A 15,522-nucleotide genomic window follows, 5' to 3' on the forward strand; every position below is an offset into this window, starting at 1 on the left:
AGACAAGATGCTCCATCAATGACGGCACATCCAACCGCGAGAATTATACCTTTGGGGGTAATTCGAAAATTGCGGTGGATCACAAGGTGTCAGGTAAAGCCTTAATAACAGGCAGGTTATTGCGAAGGGGTCTGGCAGGTTGAAGGGGCTACAGGGGGAATAAAAAACGGGCACCGTGAGGTGCCCGTTTTGGCAATCAGTGGCGCAGTCCGGTACCCCGGGAGATAAGCCACCAGGCGATACCGTAGAGGGCCACGATAAAGCCGATGATGATGAGGTAGGCGGTGCCGAGCGGCACGTCGGAGATACCGAGGAAACCGTAACGGAACGCGTTCACCATGTAGATGATGGGGTTCACCTGGGAGACACCCTGCCAGAAGGGGGGCAGCAGGCTGATGGAGTAGAACACCCCGCCCAGATAGGTGAGCGGCGTCAGCACGAAGGTGGGTATGATGCTGATGTCGTCGAATGTCTTGGCAAACACCGCGTTGATAAGGCCACCCAGCGAGAAGAGGATGGCGGTCAGCAGCACGGTCACGCAGACGCTGAACAGATGGTGGATCTGCAGCGGCACGAAGAAGAGCGACACCAGGGTGACGATAAGGCCGACGCAGAGGCCGCGCGCCACGCCACCGCCCACGTAACCGGCGATGATGACGTAGTTGGGCACCGGTGCCACCAGCATCTCCTCGATATTGCGCTGGAACTTGGCGCTGAAGAAGGAGGAGGCAACGTTGGAGTAGGAGTTGGTGATCACCGACATCATGATGAGGCCGGGTACGATGAACTCCATGTAGGTGAAACCGCCCATGTCACCGATGCGCGAACCGATCAGGTTGCCGAAGATGACGAAGTAGAGGCTCATGGTGATGGCCGGTGGCACCAGGGTCTGGATCCAGATGCGGGTAAAGCGGCTCACCTCCTTGGCCAGAATGCTCTTGAAGGCGATGTAGTAGATGGCCAGATTCATGCTTTTCTCCCCTCTTCGACCAGATTGACGAACAGCTCTTCCAGCCGGTTGGCCTTGTTGCGCATGCTCACGACCTGCACCTGCTGGTTCGACAGCTGCTCGAATAGGCTGTTGAGTGACTGGCTCTTGTCGAGATCCACCTCGAGGGTGCGCTCATCCTGCATGCGGCCGTTGAACTCTGGCACCTCAGGTACGGCAGAACCTGGCGCAAGGTCGAGCAGGAAGGTCTCGCGACCCAGCTTGCCCAGCAGATTCTTCATGCTGGTGTTCTCGATCAGACGCCCCTTGTCGATGATGCCGATGTTGCGGCAGAGCATCTCGGCCTCTTCCAGATAGTGGGTGGTGAGGATAATGGTGACACCCTGTTCGTTGAGATCCTTGAGGAAACTCCACATGGAGCGACGGATCTCGATATCGACCCCGGCGGTCGGTTCATCGAGGATCAGCAGCTTGGGTTCGTGCATCAGGGCGCGGGCGATCATCAGGCGGCGCTTCATGCCGCCGGAGAGAGTGCGGGCAGGCATGTCGCGCTTCTCCCACAGATCGAGCTGGCGCAGGTACTTCTCGGCGCGGATCTTGGCTTCTGCCTTGGGCACGCCGTAGAAGCCGGCCTGATGGGTGACAATCTGGATCACCTTCTCGAACTGGCTGAAGTTGAACTCCTGCGGCACCAGCCCGAGCTGGGCCTTGGCCTGTTCGAGATCGCTGTCGATGTCGTAGCCAAACACCTTCACCTTGCCGGCGCTCTTGTTCACCAGCGAGCTGATGACGCCGATGGTGGTGGACTTGCCCGCGCCGTTCGGGCCGAGCAGGGCGAAGAAATCCCCCTGCCTGACGGTAAGATCGATGCCTTTAAGGGCTTCAACGCCCCCCTGATAGGTCTTTTTCAGGCCGCTGATTTCCAGTGCGTTCATTGCAACCTCTGTGATGGTTGAATCCGGCTCGATACAGAAAAGGCGGCCAAGGCCGCCTGCACAGAGTAAAGGGCGCAAGGCCGCTTCACCCGTGATAGTCCTGAACCTGGCTTACTCCTGAGGTACCACTTTGCCGATAAATGGCAGGTTGCGGTACTTCTGGGCGTAGTCGATGCCACAGCCGACCACGAATTCGTCCGGGATGGCGAAGCCAATCCAGTCGACCGGCACCTGCACTTCGCGGCGGGAGGGTTTGTCCAGCAGGGTGCAGATGGCCAGGGATTTTGGCTCGCGCAGGGAGAGGATCTCGCGCACCTTGTTGAGGGTGTAACCGGTGTCGATGATGTCTTCCACGATCACCACATCCTTGCCCTTGATGTCGTCGTCCAGGTCTTTGAGGATGCGGACGTCACGGGTGCTGTGCATGCCGGAGCCGTAGCTGGAGGCAGTCATGAAGTCCAGGGTGATGGGCAGCTGGCACTGGCGGCAGAGGTCGGCCAGGAAGATGCAGGAACCGCGCAGCAGCGCAATCATCACGACTTCGTCAGAACCCTGATAGCGGGCGGTGATCTCTTCACCCAATTTGGCGATCCGGGCGGCTACTTCAGCCTCGGAGATCATCACCTCGACGGTGTGTTTCATCACTTACTCCCATAAGGCCAAAGGGGATTTGGCCGTTCATGAATATCAAAACCGATGATTCTACCACTCATGTTGAAGGGTGCTAGAGATACGTGGTGCTTTTATCGGCTTATTTTAATTGATAGAGTTAGCAGGCACTCAGGCATGATTAGTTAAAATACTATAAACACCATAATCAATAACTATTAGATGATAAAAACTATGGAACCACGCGCAGAAATAAGACGTCGTACCCGGCTGTCGCCGGAAGCTCGTCGCTCCCAATTGATGGAATGTGCCATCGAGGTGTTCTCCCGTCGCGGCATTGGCCGTGCAGGTCACGCCGAGATAGCCGAACAGGCCAAGGTCTCTGTGGCTACCGTCTTCAACTATTTCAACACCCGCGAGGAGTTGGTAGATGAGGTGCTGGCCGAGATCGAACGCTTTGTGAACCAGATGCTGTCGCAGGCATACGGTGACCAGGGCGCCATTTTCGACAAGATCCAGCGTCATGTACGCCTCTCTGTCGATGCCGCCTACGATCAACCGGATTATGCCGGTATCTGGCTGGAGTGGAGCTCATCGGTTCGGGAAGAGGTATGGCCCCGCTATACTAGGCTGCTCGATCACTGCCTTGAGCTGATCGCCAGCGAGCTGCAAACCGCCATGGATGCAGGGGAGATCACCAGCGTGCTGTCAGCACAGGATCTGGCCCGCTCTTTGACCGGTTTTGGCTATGTGATGATGCAGATGATCAATCAACCTCAGCGCCCGGCGCGCCAAGAGGTGACTGATTTCCTGTTCAAGTACGTGACGGCGCCAATTCAGGCTCGCTAACACGGCTTAACGAAAAAACGGCGTCACTCATTGAGTGGCGCCGTTTTTTTATGCCCGAATGTGGCGGTCACCTCAATGGTGGCCATAGCCCCAGCGGTGGGTCAGCTCATGCTCGACACCCAGATGATCGAGGATGCGGGCGACCATAAAGTCCACCAGATCCTCGATGCTTTTCGGCTCATGATAGAAACCGGGCGCAGCGGGCATGATGGTCACTCCGAGCCGTGCCAGTTTCAGCATGTTCTCCAGATGGATCGCCGAGAAGGGGGTTTCGCGGGGCACCAGGATCAGCTGGCCGCGCTCCTTGATCACCACATCCGCTGCCCGCTCCAGCAGGTTGTCCGAGGTGCCGTTGGCAATGGCCGAGACGGTGCCCATGGAGCAGGGGCAGACCACCATCTGTTTGGGCGCGGCCGAACCGGAGGCCACCGGCGAGAACCACTCCTCCTTGCCGCAGGCGACAATCTGCCCCTCCTTGGCGCCATATTGGCGACAAAGATAGGCAGAGAGCTCTTTCGGCGAGCCGGGCCAATCCTGTTGCTGCTCGGTCTTGAGTACCACACGAGCCGCCGATGAGGCGAGCAGGTAGACCCGATAGTCCGCCTGCACCAGACACTGGAGCAGGCGCAGGGCGTAGGGGGCGCCGGAGGCGCCGGTCAGCGCCAGGGTGATCGCTTTGTTCATAGTTCGCCGTGGTAATCTTTGAGGCGGGCGATCAGCTTGTCATGAATGCCGCCGAAGCCGCCGTTGCTCATGACCAGAATATGGTCGCCATCGCGGCTCTCGGCCACCAACCGGTTGATCAGGGTCTCCAGATCGTTGAATACCTTGGCCGGTCGGGTCATATGGGCGGTCACCTCGCCGAGATCCCAGCCGATGTTGGGCGGCTGGAAGAAGAACACTTCGTCGGCGCCATCGAAGCAGCCAGCCAGCTCCTCCTTGTGAACCCCCAGCTTCATGGTGTTGGAGCGAGGCTCCAGCACCGCCAGAATACGTGAGCTGCCTACCTTGGCGCGCAGGCCGCCGAGGGTGGTCTCGATGGCGGTGGGGTGGTGGGCAAAGTCGTCATAGACGCTGATACCCGCCACTTCGCCCTTGAGCTCCATCCGCCGCTTGGGGGATTTGAACTGGCAGAGGGCGGCGATGCCATGCTCCACCATCACGCCAGCATGACGGGCGGCAGCGATGGCCATCAGACCGTTGTTGACGTTGTGCTCGCCGATGCACTCCCAGTGCACCTCACCCTGCTTTTCGCCATCCAGCCACACCTCGAAGGCGGAGCCGTCATCGGCCAGCTTGACCGCCTTCCACTTGGCGTCATCCTGACCCACCAGCTCAACTTCGCTCCAGCAGCCCATCTTGCGCACGGCGGTGAGGTTGTCATCGGCTTGCGGGAACAGCACCCGGCCGTTGCTCGGCACGGTGCGCATCAGGTGGTGGAACTGGCGCTGGATCGCGGCGAGATCCGGGAAGATGTCCGCATGGTCGAACTCCAGATTGTTCATCACTAGGGTGCGCGGATGGTAGTGGACGAACTTGGAGCGTTTGTCGAAGAAGGCGCAGTCATACTCGTCCGCTTCGATGACGAAGAAGGGGGCAGAGCCCAAGCGGGCGGAGACCGGGAAGTTGCCCGGCACGCCGCCAATAAGGAAACCGGGTTCCAGTTTGGCGTACTCCAGCACCCAGGCCAGCATGCTGGCGGTGGTGGTCTTGCCGTGGGTGCCGGCAACGGCCAGTACCCAGCGATCTTGCAGCACGTGCTCCAGCAGCCACTGGGGGCCGGAGATGTAGGGCAGATTGCGGTCCAGCACATATTCAACACAGGGGTTGCCGCGGCTCATGGCGTTGCCAATCACCACCAGATCCGGCGCCGGATCGAGTTGGGAGGGGTCATAGCCTTCGGTCAGTTCGATGCCCTGTTGCTCGAGCTGGGTACTCATGGGGGGATAGACATTGGCATCCGAACCGGTTACCCGGTAACCAAGCTGTTTTGCCAACACCGCCAGACCACCCATAAAGGTGCCGCAGATCCCGAGAATGTGAATATGCATACCGCTTCCTTTCGCAGTAAAGGGAAGTGCGCATTCTAGGGGGTGTTGCGGTGGTGGCACAAGCCGCACTCATGGTGAGAGGCCCACAGATGCAGCACCGGAGGCAGAAATCTTGGCGCTGTTGGGATATGCGAGATTGGAATGGGCTGATGGGCTTTATTTGAGGCTTGATATTGTGTCGCACTTTCTTACAATTCTTCGGTTTTGTGACGCACTCTACAGTTTTACGATATCGCCCTTTTCCAAAGGAGAGTCCCCATGGGCAAGTTCCTGCTTTGCTATCTGGTCGGTGGTCTGGTGGCCATCAGTTGGGCTGCGCTGCCCGCTCACGGTCCCTGGGATCAGTGGGACCTCGCGATTTTTCATACCGTCAACGGCTGGCTCGGCCAGTCGGCTCTGTGGGCCGATCTGGTGGCCATCACCAATAACCGGCTGTTCGATCTGGCGGTGCTGGCCTGTATGGGGCTGATCCTGGCCCGCTGCTTCTTCGCCCGGGATTTGGCGGGTCGTCGCCAGCTGGTGGCGATGGGCATAGTGATGCTGCTGAGTGCACTGGTGATCAACCAGCTTGGTCACCGATTGCCGGTGGAGCGACCCAGCCCGACCCTGATGGTAGCCGATGCGCTGCGGGTGACCCAGATCAGCGCTATTCCGACCAAGGACTCTTCCGGTGACAGCTTCCCCGGGGATCACGCCCTGTTCCTGATGATCTTCGCCGGCTACGCCTTGCGCTATCTACCGCGCTGGGCGGGAGTCACCGCATTGCTGATGGTGCCGATCTTTTCCGCGCCGCGCATTCTGGCTGGGGCTCACTGGTTTACCGATGTCTACGTCGGCGCACTGGGGCTGGCGACCCTCTGTCTGCCCTGGTTGCTGCTGACCCCGCTGGCGGATCGGCTGATAGAGCGCATCGCCCCCCGATTGGCCCGTGTGCCGCTGCTGCGCAGTCAGACCCACTGATTGAACGTCGCAAAATAAAACGCCCCGACATGAAAATGTCGGGGCGTTTTGTTATCCACCCGCTAGATCATCAGCCTTGATAGCCGTTCGGGTTGTTGCTTTGCCAGCGCCAGGTATCGACCATCATCTGCTCCAGACCGCGCTCTGCCTGCCAGCCCAGCTCGGCACGGGCCAGCGTCGGCTCTGCCCAGCACTCGGCGATGTCGCCCGGGCGACGGGGTTTGATCTGGTAGGGAATGGGTCGGCCGCTGGCCGCTTCAAACGCCTTGACCATCTCCAGTACCGAGTAGCCCTGACCTGTGCCCAGGTTGTAGGTGAAGACGCCGGTGTCGCTCTTGATGCGCGCCAGTGCTTTCAGGTGGCCGATGGCGAGATCCACCACATGGATGTAGTCGCGCACGCCGGTGCCATCCGGGGTCGGGTAGTCGTTGCCAAATACCCCCAGCTCCTTGAGCTTGCCGACACCCACCTGGCTAATATAGGGCAGCAGGTTGTTGGGGATGCCGTTGGGATCTTCACCAATCAGGCCGCTCTCGTGGGCGCCGACCGGGTTGAAGTAACGCAGCAGCACGATAGCCCAGCGGGGATCGGATTTGGCGAGATCGCGCAGGATCTCCTCCACCATCAGCTTGGAGCGACCATAGGGGTTGGTGGCGCTGGTGGGGAAATCTTCCCGCAGCGGTACCGAAGCGGGATCGCCATAGACGGTGGCCGAGGAGCTGAATACCAGCCGGAAAACCCCGGCCTTGGCCATCTCCTCGCACAGCACCAGAGTGCCGCTGATGTTGTTCTGGTAGTAGGTGAGCGGGATCTGGCTCGACTCCCCGACCGCCTTGAGACCGGCGAAGTGGATCACCGATTCGATCTGGTGGTTGGCGAACAGCTGCTGCAGGCAGGTTCTGTCCAGCACATCCCCTTCGACGAAGGTGACCGGCTTGCCGGTGATCTGCTCGACCCGCTTGAGTGACTCCGGTGAGGAGTTGGAGAGGTTGTCGAGTACCACGACCTGCTGCCCCGCGCCCAGCAGCTCAACCAGGGTGTGGGAGCCGATATAGCCGGCTCCCCCTGTGACCAGTATTGTCATTTTTTTATCCCGTGTTCTGGTGAAACTGGGGCAGAGTCTACCCGTCCTGCCCGCTCGGGAAAAGGTTGAGATACCAATGAAGCCCTTTGCGTATCTCAATAATCGAGACTGATATCCCCTTTCGCGGTGCAGGAGCAGGCCAGAGCAACGCCGCTCTCCAGATCCTGAGCACTTAGGGTCATCACGCTCTGGCGCTCGATGTCACCTGTGGTGGTGCAACGACAGCTGCCACATACCCCGGCGCGACAAGCGGCCATTATGGTTTCGCCCGCCGCTTCCAGCGCCGCCAGCAGGGTCTGACCCGGCAGGATCTTCACCTTTTTGCCGCTCTTTTTCAGGGTCAGCCAGAAGTGGTCGCTGGTGGTGGTGGCAGGCTCTGCTGGAGGAAGGCCAAAAGACTCCTGATGCAGCTGCTCCGGCGGCAGTCCCAGCTCCGTCAGCATGGTCCTGACCGCCGCCATATAGGGGGCCGGGCCACAGAGATAGACATGGCGTTCGCGCAGATCCGGGGCCAGTTCGGCCAGCATGGCGGGGGTGAGTCGGCCAATCCAGGGGTGATCTGCAGGGGCCTCTTCCATAATCAGGGCATGGTGTACACCGGCATGGGCCTCAGCCAGTGCAGCCAAGTCATCTGCGAAGATCACATCTGCTGGCGAGCGGGCGCTATGGATAAAGCGGATATCGGCATCCGGCCGTTTGGCCAGCTCGTCCCGCAACATGGCCCACATGGGGGTGATGCCGGAACCAGCGCTCAAGAGCAGTGGCCGTTCGCAAGGCAAGGCGGTCAGGTTGAAATCGCCGAACGGGCCATCCACCCGGATCTCGTCGCCCACTTGCAGGGTCTGGTGCAGATGGCGAGAGACCCGTCCCACATCCTTGATGGTGACCTGCCAGCATGCATCCTGCGGGCTGGAGGAGAGGGTATAGGCGCGGCACTCCGGCTGGCCATCAATCTCGGTATGCAGGGTGATGCACTGGCCCGCCAGCACGGGAGGGAGGCAGCCAGAAAGCGGCGCCAGCTGCCAGCTCACTACGTCGTGGGTGTTCTGTTGGCGGCCAATGCAGGTGAGCGTGAGGAAGGTCATCACAAGGCTCCTTGGGTTTGATAAGGTTTGAAACGGTTTGAAAAACGTCTTGTGAAAAAGCCGGATCCAGAAAAAAGGCGAGCCGGGCGGCTCGCCAAACGCTTACAACATGAGGTGCCGATCAGGCCGCCAGGATCTCGGTCAAGTCAGCTTCGGCCGTGGTGGTCCCTTTCAGGCCGAATTGCTCCTCCAGCACCTTGAGCAGGGCCGGAGTGAGGAAGGCGGGGGCGGTCGGGCCGGTACGAATGTCTTTCACCCCGAGGGAGAGCAGGGTGAGCAGAATAACGATGGCTTTTTGCTCGAACCAGGAGAGCACCAGCGTCAGCGGCAGATCGTTGACCCCGCACTCGAACGCCTCGGAGAGTGCCAGCGCCAACTGGATGGCGGAGTAGGCATCGTTGCACTGGCCCACGTCCAGCAGGCGCGGAATGCCGCCGATGTCGCCAAAGTCGAGCTTGTTGAACTTGTACTTGCCGCAGCCCAGGGTGAGCAGCAGGCTGTCGCGCGGCGCCGCCTTGGCAAATTCGGTGAAGTAGGCGCGCTCGGCCTTGTCGCCGTCACAGCCACCTACTAGGAAGAAGTGGCTGATCTCTCCGGCTTTGACCTTCTCGATCACCGCGGGTGCTGCCTGCATCAGAGCGTTGCGGGCAAAGCCGATGGTGATGAAGTGTTCGAGTTCGGTGTGTTTGAAGCCTTCAAGCGCTTGGGCCTTGGCGATCACGGCGGAGAAATCATCCCCCTCAAGATGGGTTACGCCCGGCCAGCCGACGATGGAGCGGGTGAAGATGCGGTCCGAGTAGTTGCCCACGTTCGGGTCGATGATGCAGTTGGAGGTCATCACCACGGCGCCCGGGAAGTTGGCAAACTCCTTCTGCTGGTTCTGCCAGGCGGAGCCGTAGTTGCCCACCAGATGGGGGTACTGCTTGAAGAAGGGATAGGCCAGTGCGGGCAGCATCTCGCCGTGGGTGTAGACATGAATGCCGGTCCCTTTGGTCTGCTCCAGAATGAGCTTGAGATCCATCATGTCGTGGCCGGAGACCAGAATGCACTTGCCGGGGATAGGTGTGACGCGTACCTGGGTGGGTTCCGGATGGCCGAAGGCGCTGGTTTCACCCAGATCCAGCATCTCCATGATTTTGAAGTTGAGTTGACCGATCTCCATGGCGCAGTTGAACAGGCGACCCATTTCGCTCGGGTCTGTGCTGAGCCAGCTCATGATGCGGTGGAATTCGGCGGCCACCTCGTCACTCTGCTGATCCAGCACCCGGGCGTGCTCCATGTAGGCGGCGGCGCCCTTGAGGCCGTAGAGGCAGAGCAGGCGCAGCCCCATGATGTCCTCGTTCACCTCGTTCTTGCCCCGATTGGGGGCGGCTGGCGCGGCATGGGCAAGTTGTTCCCGCAGCTCGGCACCGGGTTCGAAGTAAGCGGACTGTGGCAAGTCGTTGACCTGCACCGCCATGGCGGTCAGACGATCGGCCAGCTGCTGGCGATAGGCGAGGGCCTGATTGACGTAAGCCACGATGCGGGCGGAGTCGAAGTTGACGTTGGTGAGGGTGGCGAAGAAGGCCTTGGGTACGAAGGCATCGATCTCGCGATCCATGATGCCCTGCTCGCGGGCAGCCAGCGCCCAGGCGCTGAGCCCCTGCAGGGTGTAGATCAGCACATCCTGCAGATCCGAGGTTTCAGCCGTCTTGCCGCACATACCTTGTGCGTAGGCACAGCCGTTGCCAGCCGGGGTACGAATTGTCTGTTCACATTGCACACAAAACATCATGCCTCTCCTAATTGGACATTTCAGTTGTCTGTTTTGTGGCGATTCTATTCCTCTCGCGAAAAACTTAATAGGCATTCAATTTGCCAATTAAGATTCCCTTGATGCAGATCAAAAACAAAAAAAGCCGCCCAAACAGGGCGGCAAGCGGGTGGATAAAAGGAGAGACAACTCAGGTTTGCAACAGAACATAACAATCAGACGGATTGGGCCGTGGTCTGGTCAGGAGCTTTCGGCCCGGTACTTACTCAAGCCAGCATACGTACGCTGTAGTCGGCTTGGTTCACTATCAGGCCAGATAAGCGCGCAGCATCCAGACCAGTTTTTCCTGCTGCTGCACATAGTCGGAGAGGATGGAGGCTGTGCCCTCATCACCGGCTTCGGCGGCTTGACCCAGAATACGGCGCTGGGCGACCAGCAGTTCACGGAAGCTATCCAGCAGGGATTCGACACAGGCGCGGCCATCGTGCAGCCCTTTTTGCTCGGTGATGGCAGAGACTTTCAGATAGTCGCTGAAGCTGTGCATGGGCACGCCATCCAGGGTCAGGATCCGCTCGGCCAGTGCATCGACTTTCAGCAGCAGGTCGTTGTAAATCTCTTCAAATTTCAGGTGCAGCTCGAAGAACTGGTTGCCACGGATATTCCAGTGGAAGCCGCGCACGTTCATGTAGAGGATCTGGTAGCTGGCCAGCAATTTGTTCAACTCGGCTGCCAGGGCTTGTGATTGAGCAGTATCAAGACCAATCGGGCTTTTCATCATTCACCTCCAGATTTGGAAATCGGTTTGAAATTCTCTTTCGGAACGCAGTCAGAATAACGCCTTGCAAAATGCAGGGACAATTGCTTGTGCCTAACTGTTTGATAGCTAACGGCTATCAAACAGTACGCAGCAACGGGGGCAATGGATGAGGATTAGGGGAAGTATTTTTCCAGAAGCGCCATCAGGATGGCCTGACACTCGCGGTCCGGTTTGCTATCGACCTTGCTGGCGCGAAAGTGGAGCTGAAAGGCGCCCATGACGGCGCGGCTCTGCTCATCCCACTGGCCAGTCTGGGGCAGGCCATAGCCATAGCGGGCCAGCTGCTGCTGCCACATGGCCGCATCCCAATCGGGCAAGGGGCTGGCCAGCAACTCAGCCACCCGACCTTCATCTTGCCAGGCGCCGACTCCGTACGTCAGATAGAGCTGGCGCCAGGGGAAGTGGGGGCCGGGATCCTGCTTGCGCTCGGGGGCGACATCGCTGTGGCCCAGTACCTGGGTCGGTGGAATCTGGTAGCGGGCGACCAGCTCCCGGCTGAGTGCGCCGACGGCGGCAATCTGCTGCGGGGTATAGGGTTGCCAGCGGCGGGCATCGGGGGCCAGCGGCTCATCTTCTGCTGGATAGCCGAGGTTGACGATCTCGATGCCAAGGGAGCTTGCATTGAGCCCGGCATATTGGTGCCAGCGGCTGCGTCCCGCATGCCAGGCGCGCGCGTTGTCCGGCACCAGCTGATAGACGGTGAGCGGTGTTTCGTGGCTGTCGCGGGGGATCAGGTAGTGGGCGCTCACCTTGTGCTCCGGCTCGGTCAGCAGGCGCAAGGAGTTGGCATCATCTTCATCGGTGTAGTGGAGGATCAGAAAGGCGATCCGCTCGTTCTGGTTGGCGCTCTGATAACGGGTTGAGAGCTGATATTCGGACGGAGTACAACCACCCAGCAGCAGAACCAGTGGCAGCAAGAAGAGGGGAAGAAGACAGCGCCAGCGCCATCCCCCTGCCACAGCCAGTCTGCTGAGCGTGGGAGGAGTGAGTCGCTGGCACATGTCGAAGGCCCTGTCTGGTCAGTCGCGCGGCTGGTTAGCCGCGGTATTTGGCCGTGAGACCGATCAGGAAGTTGCGCAGGATCTGATCCCCGCAATCCTGATAGTGCTTGTGATCCTTGGAGCGGAACAGGGCACTGAGCTCGGACTTGGAGAGGTTGAAGTCGGCGAGCTTGAGGGTGCCGAGCATATCCTCTTCCTTGAAGTTGAGACCGATGCGCAGCTTGCGCAAGATCATGTTGTTGTTGATCCGGTTCGGGATCACCTGGGCCGGTGCATCTTCGCGCACGCCGCGGCGGGCGATGATGAAACCGTCGAGGAACTGGCTCAGAGCCGAGTCGGGACAGGCGACATAGCCTGCCTCTTGCTCTTCACCTTCCGCCGCCTCTTTCATCAACCAGCTGTGCAACTGGGCGTGAGTGACCGTCAGGTTGCCCTTGGCAAACATCTCGACCATCTGGTCGTTGCTGATGGTGAGGGCGTAGCGCAGACGGCGCAGAATATCGTTGTTGGTCATGCTGACTCCTGTGTAAACGGCGCAACTTTACCATCTGGCGGCCCTCGCGTCAGAAAAAGCGGGGCCGCTACAGTTCAGGTCAAGCTCATCAAGCCTTGCCGAGATAGCGGGGCGCCTCCTGGCGCACCAGTTCCAGCGCATCTTGCAGCTCCAGCAGCTCGGGTTCCAGCTCGCTTACCGGCATACCGTCACGCAGCTGTTGCTCCAGCTGGGAGAGCAGCCGTTGCAGTCCCGGCACCCCGGAATAGGCACAGCCGCCGTTGAGGCGATGGAGCTGGGCCAGCACCTCGCTATCTTCAATTTCGCCAGCCAGCGCGCTATCCAGCACTGGTTCCACTTCGTCGAAACTGGCCAGCAGCATGGTCAGCATCTCTCTGGCGAGATGCTCTTTCCCCGCCGCCTGCCGCACCGCCAGTGCCCAGTCGATCTGTTGGGCACCATTATTCTGGTGGCGGCGATGGGCAAAGTCGGTGATGAGCTGGGCCAGCATGCTCTCGTCGATGGGCTTGGCCAGATAGTCGTCCATCCCCTGCCGGATCAGCCGCTCCCGTTCTCCGGGGATGGCGTGGGCGGTCACCGCCACGATCGGGGTGGTGGTGTTGAGGGACTGGTTGCGGATAGCCTGGGTGGCACTGATGCCATCCATGATCGGCATCTGGATATCCATGAAGATGATGTCGAACGGCTGGCTCTGGGCCTGCTTGACCGCTTCCTTGCCGTTTTTGCACACCACCACCTGACTCACCATCTCCTTGAGCATGGCGGCGATCAGCTTGAGGTTGGCGGCGTTGTCATCCACCGCCAGCACCTTGATTGGCTGCAACTGGCGCGGAGCAGGCTGGGCGGGCAGTTTCTGGCGGCTCGATTCCGGCGAGAGCAGGGCGTGCAGCAGCTTGCGGTGGTTGACCGGTTTGGAGAGACAGTGCTGGGCGCCATGGGCCAGCATCGCTTCATAGAGCGCTGGCTCGTGGCTGCTGAGCAGCACTATGGTGTTCTGCTGCTGGCCGTTCAGTCTGTCGAGACGGCCGAGCACCTGCTGCGGCGTATGCAGGGTGCTGCTGCCGATGATCACCATCTCCTGCTCGCTCATCTCAGGCCAGGGATCATCGCTGGTCAGTGGGTGCACGTCGAGGTGCCACTCCGCCAACAGGGCGAGCAGGGAGGCTTGCGCGAAGGGATCCGGTTCCAGCAGCCAGAGCCGCTTGCCACGGATCCGATCCAGCGGCAATTGATCGGTCTGGGGCAGGGGCGAGACCTCCACATCCAGACTGAAGGAGAAGATGGAGCCCTTGCCGAGCTCCGATTCAAAGCGGATCTGGCCGCCCATCTGCTGCACCAGCTTCTGGGTGATAACGAGGCCCAGGCCCGTGCCGCCATAACGGCGGGAGATGGATGAGTCGGCCTGATTGAAGGCCTGGAACAGCTGATGTTGCTGCTCTTGGGAGATGCCGATGCCGGTATCGCGGATCTGGACGTTGAGCCTCACCTTGTGGTTGCCACTGCCGGTCTGCTCGATATGGACATCCACGTTGCCTTGCTCGGTGAACTTGATGGCGTTGCCGGTGAGGTTGGTCAGCACCTGTTGCAGACGCATGGGGTCGCCGGTGAGGTAGTCCGGCACATCGGCATCTACCCGCAGGGAGAGCTCCAGCTGCTTGTCGTGGGCGCTGGGGCCGAGCAGGTGCATGGTCTCGTTGAGGGTGTCGCGCAGGCTGAACGGGATATGCTCCAGCTGCAGTTTGCCCGCTTCCAGCTTTGAGAAGTCGAGGATGTCGTTGATGATGCCAAGCAGGTTGCGCGCCGACTTCTCGATGGTCTGCATGTAGTCGGTTTGGCTCGGGGTCAGGCTGGTTTTCAGCAGCTGGCGGGTAAAGCCGATGACCCCGTTGAGTGGGGTACGCAATTCGTGGGACATGTTGGCCAGAAACTCCGACTTGACCCGCGCCGCCTCCTGCGCCCGTTTCTTGGCCATGTCGAGTTCGACGTTCTGGATCTCGATCTGCTCCAGAGTTTCGCGCAGGTCAGAGGTGGCCTGATCGATATTCTGCTGCATCTCTTCGTGATATTCGGAGAGCGCCTTGGCCATGGCGTTGATGCCGTTTTTCAGCATATCCAGCTCGCCGGTGAGCTGGCCGCTGACCCGGGTATCGAGCCGCCCCTCCCTGATCTTGTGCACCGCCTGCACCATGTTGGTGATGGGCTGGGTCACGCTCTTGACCAGACGGAAGCCAAACAGGGTACTGAAGGCGACCCCGATGAGCACCATGATCACCGCAAAGAAGGTGTCGCGGTACTGCAGCAGCATGGCCCGATCGGTCGCCATCTGCATCGAGATGTAGCCGATCATCGGGGGCTCCACATCGCTGGGCAGCGGGAAGCCATCCAGACTGGTTTCAGCCTGGATCGGGGTGCGCAAAATGATGTCATCCCCCTGAAACGTCACGCTGGTCAGATCCGGAATTGGCTCGCCATCGGGCAGCCTGAGCCGGGTGAAATCCCGGTGGTAGTTCGAGGTGACGAACAGCTGGTTGTCCTGGGTGAAAACCGCGATGGACTTGATGAAGGGGGAGTTCTTGCGATGGGTCAGGCCAATTAGCCGCTTGAGGGATTCGCGACTGTGCTGGGTCATCCCGTATTCACTGGCGATCGCCAGCGGTTCGATAATGTTGATCCCCTGATCAATGAGGTTGTTTTCCAGCTGCTGGTAGCGGTGGAAGGTGAAGTAACCGGCCATCAGGCCACCGATGATCAGGGTCGGCAGGATGGTGAAGGCGAGAACGCGTGCTCTCAGGCCATATTTGGTCATACGAACAGGCCACCAGTGAACAGGGTTGGCGATAGGGTTGATGGCAATACACGGGCTCTGTGGCCGTATTTGGTCATACTATTATTCTTGTGGGACAATACCCGGCAGC

Annotated in this window: 14 protein-coding genes; 2 read left to right on the forward strand and 12 right to left on the reverse strand. The window is 59.8% G+C overall.

Annotation, left to right across the window (positions count from 1 at the left end):
• Window positions 1-196: 196 nt before the first annotated feature.
• From AB5Y67_RS13450 to hpt, 3 genes are all read right to left on the reverse strand, one after another.
• Window positions 197-970 (reverse strand): ABC transporter permease, encoded by a 774-nt coding sequence (locus AB5Y67_RS13450; protein WP_005362866.1) that lies wholly within the window; start codon window positions 968-970, stop codon window positions 197-199.
• Window positions 967-1,884 (reverse strand): ABC transporter ATP-binding protein, encoded by a 918-nt coding sequence (locus AB5Y67_RS13455; RefSeq protein WP_201933394.1) that lies wholly within the window; start codon window positions 1,882-1,884, stop codon window positions 967-969. Before AB5Y67_RS13455 ends, AB5Y67_RS13450 begins: the two co-directional genes overlap by 4 nt.
• Before the next feature lie 111 nt (window positions 1,885-1,995).
• On the reverse strand, window positions 1,996-2,526 hold the full coding sequence (gene hpt, locus AB5Y67_RS13460; protein WP_005335618.1) for a hypoxanthine phosphoribosyltransferase: 531 nt from the start codon (window positions 2,524-2,526) through the stop codon (window positions 1,996-1,998).
• Window positions 2,527-2,727: 201 nt separating this feature from the next.
• Here hpt and AB5Y67_RS13465 point away from each other — a divergent pair, with 201 nt between their 5' ends.
• A complete protein-coding gene (locus AB5Y67_RS13465) occupies window positions 2,728-3,342 on the forward strand; it encodes a TetR/AcrR family transcriptional regulator (protein ID WP_368207843.1) in 615 nt (204 codons plus the stop codon).
• A gap of 72 nt (window positions 3,343-3,414) precedes the next feature.
• Here the strand turns inward: AB5Y67_RS13465 and AB5Y67_RS13470 are convergent, their stop codons facing one another.
• Together AB5Y67_RS13470 and mpl are read right to left on the reverse strand one after the other, a co-directional pair.
• Entirely contained in the window at window positions 3,415-4,026 is a 612-nt protein-coding gene (locus AB5Y67_RS13470; protein ID WP_047437825.1) for a flavin prenyltransferase UbiX, read from the reverse strand.
• Window positions 4,023-5,393 carry a UDP-N-acetylmuramate:L-alanyl-gamma-D-glutamyl-meso-diaminopimelate ligase gene (gene mpl, locus AB5Y67_RS13475; RefSeq protein WP_368207844.1) on the reverse strand — a complete coding sequence of 457 codons (1,371 nt, stop codon included), beginning with the start codon at window positions 5,391-5,393 and terminating at the stop codon, window positions 4,023-4,025. The genes AB5Y67_RS13470 and mpl overlap by 4 nt, the downstream gene beginning before the upstream one ends.
• 258 nt (window positions 5,394-5,651) lie before the next feature.
• On the opposite strand from mpl, the gene AB5Y67_RS13480 reads away from it, so the two are divergent.
• Entirely contained in the window at window positions 5,652-6,353 is a 702-nt protein-coding gene (locus AB5Y67_RS13480; RefSeq protein WP_107682722.1) for a phosphatase PAP2 family protein, read from the forward strand.
• Between the two features lie 70 nt (window positions 6,354-6,423).
• On the opposite strand, the gene galE is transcribed toward AB5Y67_RS13480, so the two are convergent.
• The 7 genes from galE to barA form a co-directional block, all read right to left on the reverse strand.
• On the reverse strand, window positions 6,424-7,437 hold the full coding sequence (gene galE, locus AB5Y67_RS13485; protein WP_199427629.1) for a UDP-glucose 4-epimerase GalE: 1,014 nt from the start codon (window positions 7,435-7,437) through the stop codon (window positions 6,424-6,426).
• Window positions 7,438-7,532: 95 nt separating this feature from the next.
• Complete coding sequence (locus AB5Y67_RS13490; protein ID WP_199427630.1) at window positions 7,533-8,522, reverse strand: hybrid-cluster NAD(P)-dependent oxidoreductase; 990 nt, start codon at window positions 8,520-8,522, stop codon at window positions 7,533-7,535.
• Window positions 8,523-8,643: 121 nt separating this feature from the next.
• The gene (hcp, locus tag AB5Y67_RS13495) at window positions 8,644-10,293 is read right to left on the reverse strand and encodes a hydroxylamine reductase (RefSeq protein WP_368207857.1); all 1,650 of its coding nucleotides are present in this window, start codon (window positions 10,291-10,293) and stop codon (window positions 8,644-8,646) included.
• Between the two features lie 289 nt (window positions 10,294-10,582).
• Entirely contained in the window at window positions 10,583-11,050 is a 468-nt protein-coding gene (locus AB5Y67_RS13500) for a Dps family protein (RefSeq protein ID WP_194494680.1), read from the reverse strand.
• A 155-nt stretch (window positions 11,051-11,205) separates the two neighbouring features.
• Window positions 11,206-12,093: an N-acetylmuramoyl-L-alanine amidase gene (locus AB5Y67_RS13505; RefSeq protein WP_279501009.1), complete on the reverse strand. Its 888-nt coding sequence runs from the start codon at window positions 12,091-12,093 to the stop codon at window positions 11,206-11,208.
• Window positions 12,094-12,127: 34 nt separating this feature from the next.
• Window positions 12,128-12,607, reverse strand: coding sequence for a DUF1456 family protein (locus AB5Y67_RS13510; protein ID WP_005335594.1), 480 nt, complete (start codon window positions 12,605-12,607; stop codon window positions 12,128-12,130).
• Between the two features lie 88 nt (window positions 12,608-12,695).
• On the reverse strand, window positions 12,696-15,413 hold the full coding sequence (barA, locus tag AB5Y67_RS13515) for a two-component sensor histidine kinase BarA (RefSeq protein WP_368207846.1): 2,718 nt from the start codon (window positions 15,411-15,413) through the stop codon (window positions 12,696-12,698).
• Window positions 15,414-15,522: the final 109 nt, after the last annotated feature.

The organism is Aeromonas sp. s12, assembly GCF_040907925.1.
In the GTDB taxonomy this organism is placed as follows: domain Bacteria; phylum Pseudomonadota; class Gammaproteobacteria; order Enterobacterales; family Aeromonadaceae; genus Aeromonas; species Aeromonas veronii.